This is a genomic window from Pseudomonas sp. R1-6 (assembly GCF_051132115.1).
Taxonomy (GTDB): domain Bacteria; phylum Pseudomonadota; class Gammaproteobacteria; order Pseudomonadales; family Pseudomonadaceae; genus Aquipseudomonas.
In genome coordinates this window covers 3,625,208-3,640,641 of record NZ_CP071662.1, presented here as the reverse complement: position 1 = coordinate 3,640,641, position 15,434 = coordinate 3,625,208, and the positions used below count along the sequence as shown (strand labels likewise).

The following is a 15,434-nucleotide window of genomic DNA, read 5'->3' as shown; positions in this document are numbered from 1 at the left end:
CTCGCGAAGGGGCCGCCACAGTCACCACAAACTTCCCGCCAATTGCCTGCCCACCCACCACCCGGTAAAGTGCCGCTCCCCACGTTTTACCTGAGGTAGACCCATGAGCCAGTCCTTTGATATTGCCGTGATCGGCGCCACCGGTACTGTCGGCGAAACCCTCGTCCAGATTCTTGAAGAGCGCGACTTCCCGATCGGCAACCTGCACCTGTTGGCCAGCAGCGAGTCGGCGGGCAGCTCGGTGATGTTCCGGAGTAAAAACGTGCGGGTGCGCGAGGTCGATGAGTTCGATTTCAGCAAAGTCCAACTGGCGTTTTTCGCGGCGGGGCCGGCGGTCACTCTGAGCTTCGCTCCGCGCGCCACGGCGGCCGGCTGCGCGCTGATCGACCTGTCCGGTGCGCTGCCGGCCGAACAGGCGCCGCAGATCGTACCGGAGGCCAACCCGCACGTGCTGGCGAACCTGTCCAGGCCCGTGCAGGTCAGCAGCCCCAGCCCCTCGGCGACGGTCCTGGCCGTTGCCTTGGCACCGTTGCGCCAATGCCTGGATATCCAGCGCGTGAGCCTGACTGCCAGCCTCGCCGTATCGGCCCAAGGCCGCGTTGCGGTCACTGAGTTGGCGCGCCAGACGGCGGAATTGCTCAACGCCCGTCCGCTCGAACCGACGTTCTTCGATCGGCAGATGGCGTTCAACCTGTTGGCCCAGGTGGGTAGTCCCGATGCGCAGGGCCATACCCCACTGGAAAAGCGACTGGTGAGTGAGCTGCGCCAAGTGCTGGAGCAACCTTTGTTAAAGATTTCCGCGACTTGCATTCAAGCCCCGGTGTTTTTTGGCGATAGCTTTAGCGTGACCGTGGAGTCTGCCGGTCCCGTCGACCTGGCGAAGGTCAACGCCGCCCTGGAAGCGGCCCCCGGCATCGAGCTGGTGGAGGCGGGTGATTATCCGACGCCGGTGGGTGATGCGGTGGGGCAGGATGTGGTCTATATCGGTCGCGTGCGCGGCGGCATCGATGATCCGTCGGAGCTGAATATGTGGCTGACGTCGGATAACGTGCGCAAGGGCGCGGCGCTCAACGCGGTGCAGGTGGCTGAGTTGTTGATAAAAGACCTGCTGTAAAAGATACTTGGCAACAATTTGTCGAATGGTTCTAGCTGGGCGCTATGCTTGGCCAGAGTGCTGAAGGCGAACCTCCCTCCCGGGGACTGCCTCGGGCATGAGTGAAACGATCGCGCGCACCGTCGCTTGGGGCTGCGCGCAATGCCTTACGGCAGCGGCATCAACACCTTCTCGCTGGCCGAGGAATGTTCAAACAAAGGAAGAGGCTATGGTTCAAGTTCGCAAACTGGTGTTAGCAATAGCGGCCGCCTCGGCGCTGTCCTCCGGTATGGCGCAAGCGCTCGGGCTGGGGGAATTGACCCTCAAGTCGCCGCCGAACCAGCCTCTGGTGGCCGAGATCGAACTGCTCGATGTCCAGCAACTGACCGCCGCCGAGGTGGTGCCGAGCCTGGCCCCACCTGAAGAATTCGCCAAGGCGGGCATTGACCGCCAAGCCTTTCTCAATGAATTGAGCTTCACACCGGTGATCAACGCCAACGGCAAGAGTGTCCTGCGGGTGACTTCCAGCCGGCCGCTGACCGAACCGATGGTCAAATTCCTCGTGCAGGTGATGTGGCCCAACGGCCGCTTGCTGCGCGACTACAGCGTACTGCTCGATCCGTCTAAGTTCTCGCCGCAGGCCGCTGACGCCGCTCGGGCGAAGCCGTCCCAGGTGGTTTCATCGCCGGTCACCGGGGCTACCAAGCCGTCCCAATACACCACGACGCCGCGCGATACCCTATGGGAAATCGCCGCCAAGGTGCGCAACGGTGGTTCGGTGCAGCAAACGATGCTGGCGATCCAGGCGTTGAACCCGAACGCATTCATCGACGGCAACATCAACCTGCTCAAGACCGGCCAGGTGTTGCGCCTGCCCGATCCGGTGCAAAGCACGGCATTGCCGCAGCCCCAGGCCATTGCCGAAGTGGCCGCTCAAAACGCCGCCTGGCGTCAGGGGCGTCGGAGCGGGGCGGGTAACGGACGCCAGCAGGTGGACGCCACCCGGCGTGGCGGTGGCGATAACGCACCGGCCCAGGGCGCGGCTCGCGATAACCTGAGCCTGGTTTCCGCCGAGTCGGCGAAAGCGGGTGCCAAAGGCAAAGGCGCAGCCGGTGATGCCCAGGCCCTGAGTAACCAACTTGCCGTGACTCAGGAAAGCCTCGATTCGGCTCGTCGCGACAATGAAGAACTGAAGAGCCGCATGGCCGATCTTCAGAGCCAGCTGGACAAACTGCAGCGCCTGATCGAGCTGAAGAACAACCAACTGGCGAAAATGCAGGCCGAAGGCGTCGCGGTCCCGCCCACTGGCGAAGCCACCCCGGCGATGTCGGCGGAACTGACCCCCGCGCCAGCGGCACAAGCACCGTCCGCCGCCCCGGCACCCCAGGCCACCCCGGAAGCGACCCCGCCGGTTGAACCGGCGCCGGCCGCAGCCGACGAGAAAAAATACAACGACCTGCTGACCAATCCGATCCTGCTGGGCCTGATTGGCGGCGGTGCGTTGCTCCTCTTGCTGCTGCTCCTGCTGCTCGCTCGCCGCCGCAAGGCCCAGCAGGAAGCCGAGAAACATCTGCGCATGGCCCGAGCCCTCGAGGAGGAGGCCGACTTCTCCCCGGAGCTCGATCTGCCCCCGAGCAGCTTCGAGGGCATTGAAGTACCACCACCCAGCGTAAAGCTCGAACCCAAGCCAGCCCCCGCGCCAGCCCCTAGGCCTGCCCCGGTGGTTGCGCCCGTGGTCGTCACGCCCCCCATAGCCGCACCGCTGGTAGCACCGGCCGCGGAGCGTTCGGACGACGTGCTGCCCCAGGCTCAGTCGCACATCGATCGTGGTCGCTTGAATCAGGCCGCCGACCTGCTTGAACAAGGCATCAAGGCCGAGCCCCAGCGCAGCGACCTGCGCTTGAAGCTGATGGAAGTCTACGGCCAGCAGGGCGACCGCGACGCCTTTGTCGCCCAGGAGCGGCAGTTGGTCGCCAATGGCGACAATTACGCCCAGGTCGAACAGCTCAAGAGCCGTTTCCCGGCCATGGCGGTCGCCGCCGGTGCAGGCCTGGCTGCGGCAGCCGTCGCCGCTGAGTTGGATGCCCAGTACGTCAAGGAGCTGTTGGAAGACAAATCGCCGACCGACGACGAGCTCGACAGCGCTTTTGATCTGAGCCTGGAGGACATGGACACCTCTCCGGTCGCGCCAGCCCCCGAGCCGCTTGCCGAACTGGATGCGTTTCCGCAAGACGATGACCTGAGTTTTGAATCGGTGCTCAAGCAACAGACCGAGGCCAACGAAAGCCTCGACGATCTGTCGGAGTTCGATCTGGACCTGGGCGCGGACTCTCCGGCACCCGCCTTGGCGGATGAAGACTTCCTGCTGGACCTGGACGACGATCTCAAGGGGTTGGATATTCCAGCGGCCGAAACGCCCGCGTTGGATGACACGCCGGCCGACGATCTTGAACTGCCGGCGGATTTCGATCTGTCCCTGGCCGACGAGATGGACGCCCACGATCAGCCTAAGGATGCTTTCGAGTCCGAGCTGGACGATGTCAACGCCGAGCTGGATCGCCTGTCCGACAGCATAGGCCAGCCAACCTTCACTGCTGAAGACGCCCTGGCGACTGCCGACGACGAGCCGGACTTCGATTTCCTCAGCGGCACCGACGAAGTGGCAACCAAGCTCGATCTGGCCCAGGCCTACATCGACATGGGCGACAATGACGGCGCCCGGGATATCCTCGGCGAAGTGCTCAGTGAAGGCGATGCCACGCAGAAGAGCGAAGCGAAGGAGATGCTGTCGCGCCTGGCGTGAGTCGGCGGTTAAACAAAAACGGCAGCCGGTGAGGCTGCCGTTTTTGTTTGCAGGTTTTGTAGCGTCTGGGCTGGCGGCATCGCGAGCAGGCTCGCTCCCACAGGTGTTGTGGTCGCTGGAAACCCCTGTGGGAGCGAGCCTGCTCGCGATGGCGCCAGGCCATTCACTGCGGGACCGCCGGTTACACTGGCATCCCACCGCACCCGCTTTATAATGCCCGCCTTTGCGTACCTCAGCAGGCTGTAATTCCTTGGCAAACATAGACAACCCGGCCGCCGAAATGGCGGCCGACGGCTTTTTCCGAATCGCCTTGGGCGTTGAATACAAAGGCTCGCGCTATCGCGGCTGGCAGCGTCAGGCCTCCGGCGTATTAACGGTGCAGGAAACCCTTGAAGACGCGCTGTCCAAAGTCGCCGATTCCCCCGTGTCGCTGCATTGCGCCGGACGAACCGACGCCGGCGTGCATGCCTGCGGCCAGGTGGTGCATTTTGACACCCAAGTCGAGCGCTCGATGAAGGCTTGGGTGATGGGGGCCAATATCAACCTGCCGCACGATGTCAGCGTCAGTTGGGCAAAGGCGATGCCCGCGCATTTTCATGCGCGCTTCAAGGCCATCGCCCGGCGCTATCGCTACGTGATTTACAACGATCAGATCCGCCCAGCGCACCTGAATGAAGAAATCACCTGGAACCACCGTCCGCTGGATGTCGAGCGTATGGCCGAGGCCGCGCAATACCTGGTCGGCGTTCATGATTTCAGCGCTTTTCGCGCGGGGCAGTGCCAGGCCAAGTCGCCGATCAAGGAACTGCATCATCTGCGCGTGACCCGTCACGGCAAGATGATCGTGCTTGATATCCGCGCCAGCGCCTTTCTGCACCACATGGTGCGCAACATCGCCGGTGTGCTGATGACCATCGGCGCGGGTGAGCGGCCGGTAGAATGGGTCAAGGAAGTGCTCGAAAGCCGCATTCGCCGCTCGGGAGGCGTGACCGCGCACCCGTTTGGCCTGTACCTGGTCCAGGTTGAATATCACGACGAATTCGAGTTGCCTGAGCGTTACATCGGGCCACATTTCCTCACGGGTTTCTCGGAACTCGACGGCTGACGCCCTCCGCTGCATTTGTTACCATCCGGGACTTCCACGGATTTGCCTGAGGTTTTATCCACCATGTCGGTCGTTCGCAGCAAGATATGCGGAATCACCCGAGTCGAAGACGCCTTGGCGGCGGTCGACGCCGGTGCGGACGCCATCGGCCTCGTGTTCTACGCCAAGAGCCCACGGGCGGTGACGGTGCAGCAGGCACGAGCGATCATTCAGGCGTTGCCACCCTTCGTCACGCCGGTCGGCCTGTTCGTCAATGCGAGTCGTTGCGAGCTGGGCGAAATCCTCGATGCGGTGCCGCTGGCCTTCCTGCAGTTCCATGGCGACGAGACACCCGCCGATTGCGAGGGTTGGCATCGACCGTACATCAAGGCGTTGCGGGTCAAGGCCGGCGACGACATCGCCGCCAGTTGCAAAGCCTTTTCCGGGGCCAGCGGTATCTTGCTGGACACCTACGTGGAGGGCGTTCCGGGAGGGACCGGTGAAGCGTTCGACTGGACGTTGGTGCCGCAGGGCCTGGACAAGCCGATCATCCTCGCCGGTGGCCTGACGGCGGACAACGTGGCTGACGCCATCGCCCAGGTTCGACCCTACGCGGTGGACGTCAGTGGCGGGGTGGAGCAGGCCAGGGGCATCAAGGACCCGGCGAAGATCCAGGCATTCATGGCGGCTGTGCGCAGCAGCCAGTCGTCAATGTGACGGCTGGCAGACTGCCGCCGTCCATACCTGCACTGTTCAAAGCAGGCAGGCGCCGCCTACGGGTGGGCCGATAGCGTAGTGGCAATCGCAGTGCAGCGGTTGCCGGGATGGTGGGGGATGGTTGGGCTGGGCGCAGGTCATGTTTCGCACTGACCGCGACGATCCTCGTTCCTCGCCGCACAATGAATTTGAGCTCAAGGGCATACGCGGGGCCGCGAACCAGAGCGTTCGGGCCGCCGGTACTGGAGAAAGAAGCATGAGCAACTGGTTGGTAGACAAACTGATCCCTTCGATCATGCGTTCCGAGGTGAAGAAAAGCTCGGTGCCTGAAGGTCTGTGGCACAAATGTCCATCCTGCGAAGCGGTGCTGTACCGTCCCGAGCTGGAAAAGACCCTGGACGTTTGCCCCAAGTGCAACCACCACATGCGCATCGGCGCGCGTGCCCGTATCGATATCTTCCTGGACGCCGAAGGCCGTGTTGAGCTGGGTGCCGAACTGGAGCCCGTGGACCGCCTTAAATTCCGCGACGGCAAGAAATACAAGGATCGCCTGACCGCTGCCCAGAAGCAGACCGGTGAAAAAGACGCCCTGGTTTCCATGAGCGGCACCCTGTTGGGCATGCCGGTGGTGGTGTCGGCCTTTGAATTCTCGTTCATGGGCGGTTCCATGGGCGCCATCGTCGGCGAGCGCTTCGTTCGCGCCGCCAACTACGCCCTGGAAAACCGGTGCCCGATGATCTGCTTCGCCGCCTCCGGTGGCGCGCGGATGCAGGAGGCCCTGATCTCGCTGATGCAAATGGCCAAGACCTCCGCGGTACTGGCGCGCTTGCGTGAAGAAGGCATTCCGTTCATCTCGGTGCTGACCGATCCGGTCTACGGCGGTGTGTCCGCCAGTCTGGCGATGCTGGGCGACGTCATCGTCGGCGAGCCGAAAGCCCTGATCGGCTTCGCCGGTCCGCGTGTGATCGAGCAGACCGTGCGTGAAAAGCTGCCGGAAGGTTTCCAGCGCAGCGAATTCCTGCTGGAACATGGCGCGATCGACATGATCATTCACCGCCAGGAGCTGCGTCCGCGCCTGGGTAATCTGCTGGCGCAACTGATGGGCCTGCCGACGCCGACCTTCGTCGCCACGCCAATCGAGCCGATCGTGGTTCCGCCGGCGCCTGCTGGCCTATGACCGAACGTACCCTGGGCGACTGGCTTGCCTACCTCGAGCAGTTGCATCCATCGGCCATCGACATGGGGCTGGAGCGCTCGCAAGCGGTAGCGTCCCGCATGGGACTGGCCAAGCCGGCGCCTCGGGTCATCACGGTTACCGGCACCAACGGCAAGGGGTCGACCTGCGCCTTTCTGGCCTCGCTGCTGCGGGCCCAGGGATTAAGTGTCGGCGTCTACAGTTCGCCGCACCTGCTGCGCTATAACGAGCGGGTGCAGGTCAACGGTGTCGAAGCTTCCGACGCCGATCTGTGTGAAGCCTTCGCGGCGGTGGAAGCCGGGCGGGGCGAGACTTCCCTGACCTATTTCGAGATGGGCACGCTCGCGGCGTTCTGGCTGTTCGCCCGTGCCGGCCTGGATGCGGTCGTGCTGGAAGTCGGCCTGGGTGGTCGCCTGGATACCGTCAATCTCGTGGACGCGGACATCGCGCTGGTCACCAGTATTGGCGTGGATCACGCCGATTACCTGGGCGATACCCGCGAGTCCGTGGCTTTCGAGAAGGCCGGCATTTTTCGCCAGGGCGCGCCGGCACTCTGCGGCGATCTCGATCCGCCGCAGCCGTTGCTGGATAAAGTGCGCGAGCTGGGCTGCCCGTTCTTCCTGCGTGGGCGGGACTTCGACCTGGCCATGACGGAGCGGCACTGGCAATGGCGTGGCAGCGATGCTCGGGGCAACCCGGTCGAGCTGCGTGACCTGCCGCAGCTGGACTTGCCAATGGAGAACGCCGCGCTGGCACTGCAGGCCTACCTGCTGCTCGGGCTGCCGTGGGACACCGGACGGATTATCCAGGCACTGCAGGCGACTCGCGTTGTCGGTCGTCTTGATCGCCGCTCGATCGATTGGCAAGGCAAGCGCCTCGACGTGCTCTTGGATGTCGGTCACAACCCCCACGCGGCGCAGTACCTGGCTGAACGCCTGGCGCGTCGACCCGTGGCGGGCAAGCGGCTGGCGGTGTTTGGCCTGCTGTCGGACAAGGACCTGGATGGCGTTGTCGATGCGTTGGGTGCTAGTGTCCAGCACTGGGCCGTGACGCCACTGGATTCGCCGCGTTCGCGTCCGGTCAGCGAGTTGCAGGCGGTGTTGCAGCATCGTGGCGCTTCGGTGGAAGCTTATGGCAGTGTGGCCGACGCGCTGGAAGGGCAGTGCGCCCTGGCGACGGCAGACGACGAGATTCTGTTGTTCGGATCATTTTATTGCGTTGCCGAGGCCCTTCAATGGTTGGCCCGGCGCTCCACGGAGGAAGCTGCAGATGGCATTGCTGGATAAGGCTTACAAGCAGCGCATGGTCGGGGCCCTGGTGTTGGTGGCCCTGGCGGTGATTTTCCTGCCGATGCTGTTTTCCCGGCAGGACGAGCAGCGCCAGGTCACGGTTGATGCGCCGGCCGCGCCCCAAGCGCCTGCGGTGCCACCCGTGCAAGTCGAGCCCGTGCCAGTGCCCGAGCCGCAGGCACTGCCCCAGGAGCCGGTGCCGAGCGACGCGGAATTGGCTGAACAATCCGCCGCGCCTACCGCGCCGGTCGGGTCCACGCCGACAGCGCCCGCATCTGCCGCTGCCGCGCCTGCCCCGGCGGCACCCGCCAAGCCTGCTGTAGCGCCAACGCCCATCCCGGCGACGCCGGCGATCAAACCGGCGCCAAGCCAGCCGATCACCGCTGCCCCCAAGCCAGACACCACCCAGAGCCGCGTCGATGCCAACGGCCTGTCGGTGAGCTGGTCGGTGCAACTGGCCAGCCTGACCAGTCGCGAGAGCGCGGAAAAACTGCAGAAAAGCCTGCGCAGCCAGGGCTACAACGCCTACATCCGTTCCGCCGATGGCAAGAATCGGGTCTTTGTCGGTCCGTTGATCGAGCGTGCCGAGGCCGACCGCCTGCGCGACTTGCTCAATCGCCAGCAGAACCTCAAGGGTTTTGTGGTTCGCTTCCAGCCAGAGCGCGGTTGACAGCCATTTAGCCGATTTGAATCACGCAGCTTACCGACAGCCCTGCGCTCTGCTAAAATGCGCCGCCTTATCCGTCTGTAGGCTGCACCGTGCCATTTACCTGGGTTGACTGGGCGATCGTTGCGATCGTCGCCATCTCCGCATTGATCAGTCTGAGTCGCGGCTTCGTCAAGGAAGCGCTCTCGCTGCTGACCTGGATCATCGCGGGAGTCGTGGCCTGGATGTTTGGTGGCTCGCTGTCCCAGTACCTCGCCGGATACATCGAAACACCCTCGGCCCGCGTGATCGCGGGCTGTGCCATCTTGTTTATCGCCACCTTGCTGGTGGGCGCAATGATCAATTATCTGATCGGCGAACTGATTCGCGTCACCGGGCTTTCCGGGACGGACCGGTTCCTGGGCATGGCTTTCGGCGCGGCGCGTGGCGCCTTGCTGGTGGTCGTGGCCGTCGGGCTGTTGAGCCTGGGGCCGGTACAGCAGGATACGTGGTGGCAGGAGTCCCGGCTCGTGCCACAATTTCTATTGGTCGCAGACTGGTCCAAGAACCTGATCCTGGGTTGGAGCAGTCAGTGGCTTGCCAGCGGTATCAGCGTACCCGCTGAAATACCGTTCAAGGAACAGCTCTTGCCGATGGCCAAAACGCCGCAGTGAGTGTTGTTCAGTTCAGATCCATTAAGTAGGGGTTGCGTCGCATGTGTGGCATCGTCGGTATCGTCGGTAAGTCGAACGTCAATCAGGCGCTGTATGACGCGCTAACCGTGCTCCAGCACCGCGGCCAGGACGCTGCCGGTATCGTGACCAGCCATGACGGCCGGTTATTCCTGCGCAAGGACAATGGCCTGGTGCGCGACGTGTTCCATCAGCGTCACATGCAGCGCCTCGTCGGGCATATGGGCATCGGCCATGTGCGTTACCCGACAGCGGGTAGCTCGACTTCGGCCGAAGCCCAGCCGTTCTATGTCAACTCGCCGTACGGCATCACGTTGGCGCACAACGGCAACCTGACCAATGTCGAGCAACTGGCCAAGGAGATCTACGAATCTGACTTGCGCCACGTCAACACCAGTTCCGACTCGGAAGTGATGCTCAACGTCTTCGCTCACGAGCTGGCCCAGCGCGGCAAGCTGCAGCCGACCGAAGAAGACGTGTTCGCCGCCGTGACCGACGTGCACAACCGTTGCGTGGGTGGCTACTCGGTGGTGGCGATGATCACCGGCTACGGCATCGTCGGTTTCCGCGACCCGCACGGTATTCGTCCGATCGTGTTCGGCCAGCGTCACACCGACGAAGGCGTCGAGTACATGATCGCCTCCGAGAGCGTGTCCCTGGACGTGCTTGGTTTCACCCTGATTCGCGACCTGGCCCCGGGCGAAGCGGTCTACATCACTGAAGACGGCAAGTTGTTCACCCGCCAGTGCGCGACCAACCCGAGCCTGACGCCGTGTATCTTCGAGCACGTCTACCTGGCCCGTCCGGACTCGATCATTGACGGTATCTCGGTCTACAAGGCGCGCCTGCGCATGGGCGAGAAGCTCGCCGACAAGATCCTGCGCGAGCGTCCGGACCATGACATCGACGTGGTCATCCCGATCCCGGACACCAGCCGCACCGCGGCCCTGGAGCTGGCGAACCATTTGGGCGTGAAGTTCCGCGAAGGCTTCGTGAAGAACCGCTACATTGGCCGCACCTTCATCATGCCGGGCCAGGCTGCACGGAAAAAATCCGTACGCCAGAAGCTCAACGCCATTGAACTGGAATTCCGCGGCAAGAACGTGATGCTGGTGGACGATTCCATCGTACGCGGTACCACCTGCAAGCAGATCATCCAGATGGCCCGCGAAGCCGGCGCCAAGAATGTCTACTTCTGCTCGGCGGCCCCGGCCGTGCGCTACCCGAACGTCTACGGCATCGATATGCCGAGTGCCCATGAGCTGATCGCTCATAACCGCACGACCCAGGAAGTGGCCGACCTGATCGGTGCCGACTGGCTGATCTACCAGGACTTGCCGGACCTCATCGAAGCGGTGGGTGGCGGCAAGATCAAGATCGAGCAGTTCGATTGTGCGGTATTCGACGGCAAGTACGTCACCGGCGACATCGACGAGGCCTACCTGAATCGGATCGAGAACGCGCGTAACGACGCGTCCAAGGCCAAGACGCAGGCGGTCAGCGCGATCATCGATCTGTACAACAACTGAGTCACGAACCGGCCCCGAGGGGCCGGTTTGCGTTTAACCGATTACAGGAGTGGCAGCATGAGTCAGGATTGGGATGCCGGTCGGCTGGACAGCGACCTTGAAGGCGTAGCGTTCGATACCCTGGCGGTTCGCGCGGGCCAGCACCGTACACCGGAAGCCGAACATGGCGATCCGATGTTCTTCACCTCCAGCTACGTGTTCCGCACGGCCGCCGATGCCGCGGCGCGCTTTGCCGGGGAAGTGCCGGGCAACGTCTACTCGCGTTACACCAACCCGACCGTGCGGGCTTTCGAGGAGCGTATCGCCGCCCTGGAAGGCGCCGAGCAGGCCGTGGCGACCGCCACCGGCATGGCCGCGATCATGGCGGTGGTGATGAGCTTCTGCAGCGCTGGCGACCATGTACTGGTGTCGCGCAGCGTCTTCGGCTCGACCATCAGCCTGTTCGAAAAATACTTCAAGCGTTTCGGCGTGGAAGTCGATTACGTGCCCCTGGCGGATTTGTCCGGTTGGGATGCCGCGATCAAGGCCAATACCAAGCTGCTTTTCGTCGAGTCGCCGTCCAATCCGCTTGCTGAGCTGGTGGACATCGCCGCGCTGGCGGAAATCGCCCATGCCAAGGGCGCCATGCTGGTGGTCGACAACTGCTTCTGCACACCGGCGCTGCAACAGCCGCTCAAGCTGGGCGCGGACGTGGTGGTGCATTCGGCCACCAAGTTCATTGACGGCCAAGGTCGTTGCATGGGCGGTGTCGTTGCTGGTCGTGGCGAGCAAATGAAAGAGGTCGTGGGCTTCTTGCGCACCGCTGGGCCGACCCTTAGCCCGTTCAATGCCTGGATCTTCCTCAAAGGCCTGGAAACCCTCGGCCTACGGATGAAGGCTCATTGCGCCAATGCCCAGGCCCTGGCCGAGTGGCTGGAGCAGCAGGACGGTATCGAGAAAGTGCATTACGCCGGCCTCAAGAGCCATCCGCAGCACGAACTGGCCTTGCGTCAGCAGCGCGGTTTCGGCGCGGTGGTGAGCTTCGAGGTCAAGGGCGGCAAGGAGGGCGCCTGGCGTTTCATCGACGCGACCCGGTTGATCTCCATCACCGCCAACCTCGGTGACAGCAAAACCACCATTACCCACCCGAGCACCACCTCCCACGGTCGCCTGTCGCCCCAGGAGCGTGAATCGGCGGGTATCCGTGACAGCCTGATCCGCGTGGCGGTCGGCCTGGAAGACGTGGCGGACCTGCAAGCCGACCTGGCCCGCGGGTTGGCGGCCTTGTGATCGAGCTGGCTACGCCGCCGAGCGGTACTCATGGCCGGGTAGCCCTGGTGACGGGCGCCGCGCGGGGTATCGGCCTTGGGATTGCCGCCTGGCTGATCTGTGAAGGTTGGCAGGTGGTTCTCACCGACCTGGACCGCGAGCGCGGTTCCAAGGTGGCGAAAACCTTGGGTGACAATGCCTGGTTCATCGCCATGGATGTGTCGGACGAGGCCCAGGTTGCCACCGCTACCGCTGAAGTGCTCGGCCAGTTCGGGCGGCTCGACGCGCTGGTGTGCAACGCCGCCATCGCCGACCCGCACAACATCACCCTGGAAAGCCTGGACCTGGCGCATTGGAACCGGGTCTTGGCGGTGAACCTGGGCGGGCCGATGCTGCTGGCCAAGCACTGCGCGCCTTACCTGCGTGCCCACAACGGGGCCATCGTCAACCTGGCCTCGACCCGCGCCGCGCAGTCGGAACCGGACACCGAGGCCTATGCGGCCAGCAAAGGAGGTTTGCTGGCCCTGACTCATGCCCTGGCGATCAGTCTAGGGCCGGAGATTCGGGTCAACGCCGTCAGCCCTGGTTGGATCGACGCGCGAGACCCATCGCAACGTCGAGCGCAGCCGCTCACCGATGCCGATCACGCCCAGCATCCGGCGGGCAGGGTGGGTACGGTGGAGGACGTGGCGGCGATGGTGGCATGGCTGCTTTCGCGCAACGCCGGTTTTGTCACGGGGCAGGAGTTCGTGGTGGATGGCGGCATGACCAAGAAAATGATTTATGAGTAAGGAGCAGCTGCAAGCGGCAAGTTTCAAGCTGCAAGCAGCGTGGTGCGGGTCCGGTGCTTTTTACTTGTAGCTTGGCACTTGTCGCTTGAAACTGTTTCTGAAAAAAATCCAACCCTGCTATTGACTTAGCTTCGGTACCTGCGTAAATTTCGCGGCCTCAACGCAGCAAAGGGTGATTAGCTCAGCCGGGAGAGCGTCTGCCTTACAAGCAGAATGTCGGCGGTTCGATCCCGTCATCACCCACCATGTTTCTTGAGAGTCTTGCGAAAGCAAGATGGAAGCTGTCAAAAGCATCCACCGACGCGCAGCGGTAGTTCAGTCGGTTAGAATACCGGCCTGTCACGCCGGGGGTCGCGGGTTCGAGTCCCGTCCGCTGCGCCATATTTTCCGAAGCAGGTTCGCCTGGTTCGAGATCCAAGCCCGCGGGTTTGGATCAGACGAGTTAAATGGACGCAAGTCCACAGCGATACGCAGCGGTAGTTCAGTCGGTTAGAATACCGGCCTGTCACGCCGGGGGTCGCGGGTTCGAGTCCCGTCCGCTGCGCCATATCTGCTTCGAGGCCCACTGAACGCCTTAAAGCTAAGAAGAAAGCTGAAGAGCTTCTTCCAATCGATAGCAAAGACCCTGGTCGAAAGACCGGGGTTTTTTGTTTCCGGGATTTGAAAGATTGAAACAAGCCCCTGTGGCGAGGGAGCTTGCTGTGGCGAGGGGATTTATCCCCGTTGGGCTGCAAAGCAGCCCTTGTTGTTCGCAGCTTCAGAACCCCAACCGATCCCGCAACCCGTAATACCAAGCCCCCATCGCTGCAAACGGGGTGCGCAGCAATTGACCGCCGGGGAAGGGGTAGTGCGGCAGGTCCGCAAACGCGTCAAAACGCTCTGCTTGCCCTCGCAATGCCTCTGCCAGTACCTTGCCCGCCAAATGCGTATACGTCACGCCATGACCACTGCAGCCTTGGGAATAATAAATGTTATCCCCCAGCCGCCCGACTTGCGGAAGACGCGACAGAGTCAGTAGGAAATTTCCGGTCCAGGCGTAATCGATCTTCACATCCTTGAGCTGCGGGAACGCTTTGAGCATCTTCGGCCGAATGATCGCTTCAATGTTGGCCGGATCCCTTGCGCCATACACCACGCCACCACCGAAAATCAGGCGCTTGTCACCCGTCAGCCGGTAGTAGTCGAGCAGGTAGTTGCAATCTTCGACGCAGTAATCCTGAGGCAGCAGGCGATGGGCCAACTCGTCCCCCAGCGGCTCAGTGGCGATCACCTGCGTACCGCAAGGCATCGACTTGGCCGCCAACTCCGGCACCAGGTTGCCCAGGTAAGCATTGCCCGCCACGATAATGAATTTGGCCCTGACCTTGCCCTGCGGCGTATGCACGACCGGACTGGCGCCGCGCTCGATGCGCACCGCCGGCGACTGCTCGTAGATCACACCACCCAGTGACTCCACCGCCGCCGCTTCGCCCAACGCCAGATTGAGCGGGTGGATATGCCCTCCGCTCATATCCAACATGCCGCCGACATACTCCTCGCAAGCCACCACCTCGCGAATACGCCGCTGATCCAGCAACTCCAGCTGTGTATGACCGAAACGCTCCCATAAACGCTTCTGCGACTCCAGATGACCCATCTGTTTAGCGGTGAGGGCCGCGAATACACCGCCGTCCTTCAGATCGCACTGAATCTGATACTTAGCCACCCGCTCACGGATGATCCGCCCACCCTCGAACGCCATGTTGCCGAGCAACTGCGCTTGCTGTGGACCGACGCTGCGCTCGATCACATCAATGTCACGGCTGTAGCTGTTGACGATCTGCCCACCGTTGCGACCCGAAGCGCCGAAGCCGACCTTCGCCGCCTCGACGATCGTCACTTTAAAACCGTGCTCCAGCAGAAACAGCGCGGAAGACAACCCCGTGTATCCCGCACCGATCACGCAGACATCGGTTTCGACATCATCCTGCAGGGCGGGGCGCGACGGCGTCGCATTGGCCGATGCGGCGTAATAGGACGCTGGGTAGGATGTGTTCGCCATTCTGGAACCTCTGTTTTATATTTTTTACGAATGCAGCGATCCTACCCGAGATAAAAATCCGCCGCCAGCCACCACAAAATCCTTGTCGCCTCGGCGCAATTAAATATTTTGCATATTCATAGGCTTAGGTGAAAAAAAGGTGTTGACACCCTTTTGGAATTCCGTAGAATGCCGCCTCACAGCAGGCACGTAGCTCAGTTGGTTAGAGCACCACCTTGACATGGTGGGGGTCGTTGGTTCGAGTCCAATCGCGCCTACCAAACAAAATCCGCTCTGCTGGGCGGTCTAGAAGGGCTCACCGAAAGG

General features: G+C 62.6%; 12 protein-coding genes and 4 tRNA genes. 15 read left to right on the top strand and 1 reads right to left on the bottom strand.

Features of this window, described 5'->3' with window-relative positions:
* The first annotated feature begins 103 nt into the window (after positions 1-103).
* The 14 genes from J3P81_RS16435 (at position 104) to J3P81_RS16370 (ending at position 13,634) form a co-directional block, all read left to right on the top strand.
* Positions 104-1,114 (top strand): aspartate-semialdehyde dehydrogenase, encoded by a 1,011-nt coding sequence (locus J3P81_RS16435; protein WP_420765687.1) that lies wholly within the window; start codon positions 104-106, stop codon positions 1,112-1,114.
* Positions 1,115-1,322: 208 nt separating this feature from the next.
* Positions 1,323-3,896: a FimV/HubP family polar landmark protein gene (locus tag J3P81_RS16430; protein WP_434559819.1), complete on the top strand. Its 2,574-nt coding sequence runs from the start codon at positions 1,323-1,325 to the stop codon at positions 3,894-3,896.
* A 280-nt stretch (positions 3,897-4,176) separates the two neighbouring features.
* On the top strand, positions 4,177-5,001 hold the full coding sequence (truA, locus tag J3P81_RS16425) for a tRNA pseudouridine(38-40) synthase TruA (protein WP_434564131.1): 825 nt from the start codon (positions 4,177-4,179) through the stop codon (positions 4,999-5,001).
* A gap of 63 nt (positions 5,002-5,064) precedes the next feature.
* Positions 5,065-5,697 carry a phosphoribosylanthranilate isomerase gene (locus J3P81_RS16420; RefSeq protein WP_434559817.1) on the top strand — a complete coding sequence of 211 codons (633 nt, stop codon included), beginning with the start codon at positions 5,065-5,067 and terminating at the stop codon, positions 5,695-5,697.
* A gap of 256 nt (positions 5,698-5,953) precedes the next feature.
* Positions 5,954-6,874, top strand: a complete 921-nt coding sequence (gene accD, locus J3P81_RS16415) for an acetyl-CoA carboxylase, carboxyltransferase subunit beta (protein ID WP_434559815.1) — start codon at positions 5,954-5,956, stop codon at positions 6,872-6,874.
* Positions 6,871-8,178: a bifunctional tetrahydrofolate synthase/dihydrofolate synthase gene (folC, locus tag J3P81_RS16410; RefSeq protein WP_434559813.1), complete on the top strand. Its 1,308-nt coding sequence runs from the start codon at positions 6,871-6,873 to the stop codon at positions 8,176-8,178. Before accD ends, folC begins: the two co-directional genes overlap by 4 nt.
* Entirely contained in the window at positions 8,162-8,851 is a 690-nt protein-coding gene (locus tag J3P81_RS16405; RefSeq protein WP_434559811.1) for an SPOR domain-containing protein, read from the top strand. The genes folC and J3P81_RS16405 overlap by 17 nt, the downstream gene beginning before the upstream one ends.
* Before the next feature lie 89 nt (positions 8,852-8,940).
* On the top strand, positions 8,941-9,501 hold the full coding sequence (locus tag J3P81_RS16400) for a CvpA family protein (protein WP_039593931.1): 561 nt from the start codon (positions 8,941-8,943) through the stop codon (positions 9,499-9,501).
* A 41-nt stretch (positions 9,502-9,542) separates the two neighbouring features.
* Positions 9,543-11,048, top strand: a complete 1,506-nt coding sequence (gene purF / locus J3P81_RS16395; RefSeq protein ID WP_305495814.1) for an amidophosphoribosyltransferase — start codon at positions 9,543-9,545, stop codon at positions 11,046-11,048.
* A gap of 57 nt (positions 11,049-11,105) precedes the next feature.
* Entirely contained in the window at positions 11,106-12,317 is a 1,212-nt protein-coding gene (locus J3P81_RS16390) for an O-succinylhomoserine sulfhydrylase (protein WP_420765693.1), read from the top strand.
* Positions 12,314-13,087, top strand: coding sequence for an SDR family oxidoreductase (locus J3P81_RS16385; protein ID WP_434559809.1), 774 nt, complete (start codon positions 12,314-12,316; stop codon positions 13,085-13,087). Before J3P81_RS16390 ends, J3P81_RS16385 begins: the two co-directional genes overlap by 4 nt.
* A gap of 170 nt (positions 13,088-13,257) precedes the next feature.
* Positions 13,258-13,333, top strand: a tRNA-Val gene (locus J3P81_RS16380).
* 58 nt (positions 13,334-13,391) lie between these two features.
* A tRNA-Asp gene (locus J3P81_RS16375) sits at positions 13,392-13,468 on the top strand.
* 89 nt (positions 13,469-13,557) lie between these two features.
* Positions 13,558-13,634 (top strand) — tRNA-Asp (locus J3P81_RS16370).
* A 210-nt stretch (positions 13,635-13,844) separates the two neighbouring features.
* Here the strand turns inward: J3P81_RS16370 and J3P81_RS16365 are convergent.
* Positions 13,845-15,128 carry an NAD(P)/FAD-dependent oxidoreductase gene (locus J3P81_RS16365; RefSeq protein ID WP_420765695.1) on the bottom strand — a complete coding sequence of 428 codons (1,284 nt, stop codon included), beginning with the start codon at positions 15,126-15,128 and terminating at the stop codon, positions 13,845-13,847.
* Between the two features lie 183 nt (positions 15,129-15,311).
* On the opposite strand from J3P81_RS16365, the gene J3P81_RS16360 reads away from it, so the two are divergent.
* Positions 15,312-15,388 (top strand) — tRNA-Val (locus J3P81_RS16360).
* The last annotated feature ends 46 nt before the right edge of the window (positions 15,389-15,434 follow it).

Excerpts from the sequence above, each read along its gene's own strand:
- J3P81_RS16435 (WP_420765687.1), top strand. The coding sequence starts at position 104 with ATGAGCCAGTCCTTTGATATTGCCGTGATCGGCGCCACCGGTACTGTC.
- J3P81_RS16430 (WP_434559819.1), top strand. The coding sequence starts at position 1,323 with ATGGTTCAAGTTCGCAAACTGGTGTTAGCAATAGCGGCCGCCTCGGCG.
- truA (WP_434564131.1), top strand. The coding sequence starts at position 4,177 with ATGGCGGCCGACGGCTTTTTCCGAATCGCCTTGGGCGTTGAATACAAA.
- J3P81_RS16420 (WP_434559817.1), top strand. The coding sequence starts at position 5,065 with ATGTCGGTCGTTCGCAGCAAGATATGCGGAATCACCCGAGTCGAAGAC.
- accD (WP_434559815.1), top strand. The coding sequence starts at position 5,954 with ATGAGCAACTGGTTGGTAGACAAACTGATCCCTTCGATCATGCGTTCC.
- folC (WP_434559813.1), top strand. The coding sequence starts at position 6,871 with ATGACCGAACGTACCCTGGGCGACTGGCTTGCCTACCTCGAGCAGTTG.
- J3P81_RS16405 (WP_434559811.1), top strand. The coding sequence starts at position 8,162 with ATGGCATTGCTGGATAAGGCTTACAAGCAGCGCATGGTCGGGGCCCTG.
- purF (WP_305495814.1), top strand. The coding sequence starts at position 9,543 with ATGTGTGGCATCGTCGGTATCGTCGGTAAGTCGAACGTCAATCAGGCG.
- J3P81_RS16390 (WP_420765693.1), top strand. The coding sequence starts at position 11,106 with ATGAGTCAGGATTGGGATGCCGGTCGGCTGGACAGCGACCTTGAAGGC.
- J3P81_RS16365 (WP_420765695.1), bottom strand. The coding sequence starts at position 15,128 with ATGGCGAACACATCCTACCCAGCGTCCTATTACGCCGCATCGGCCAAT.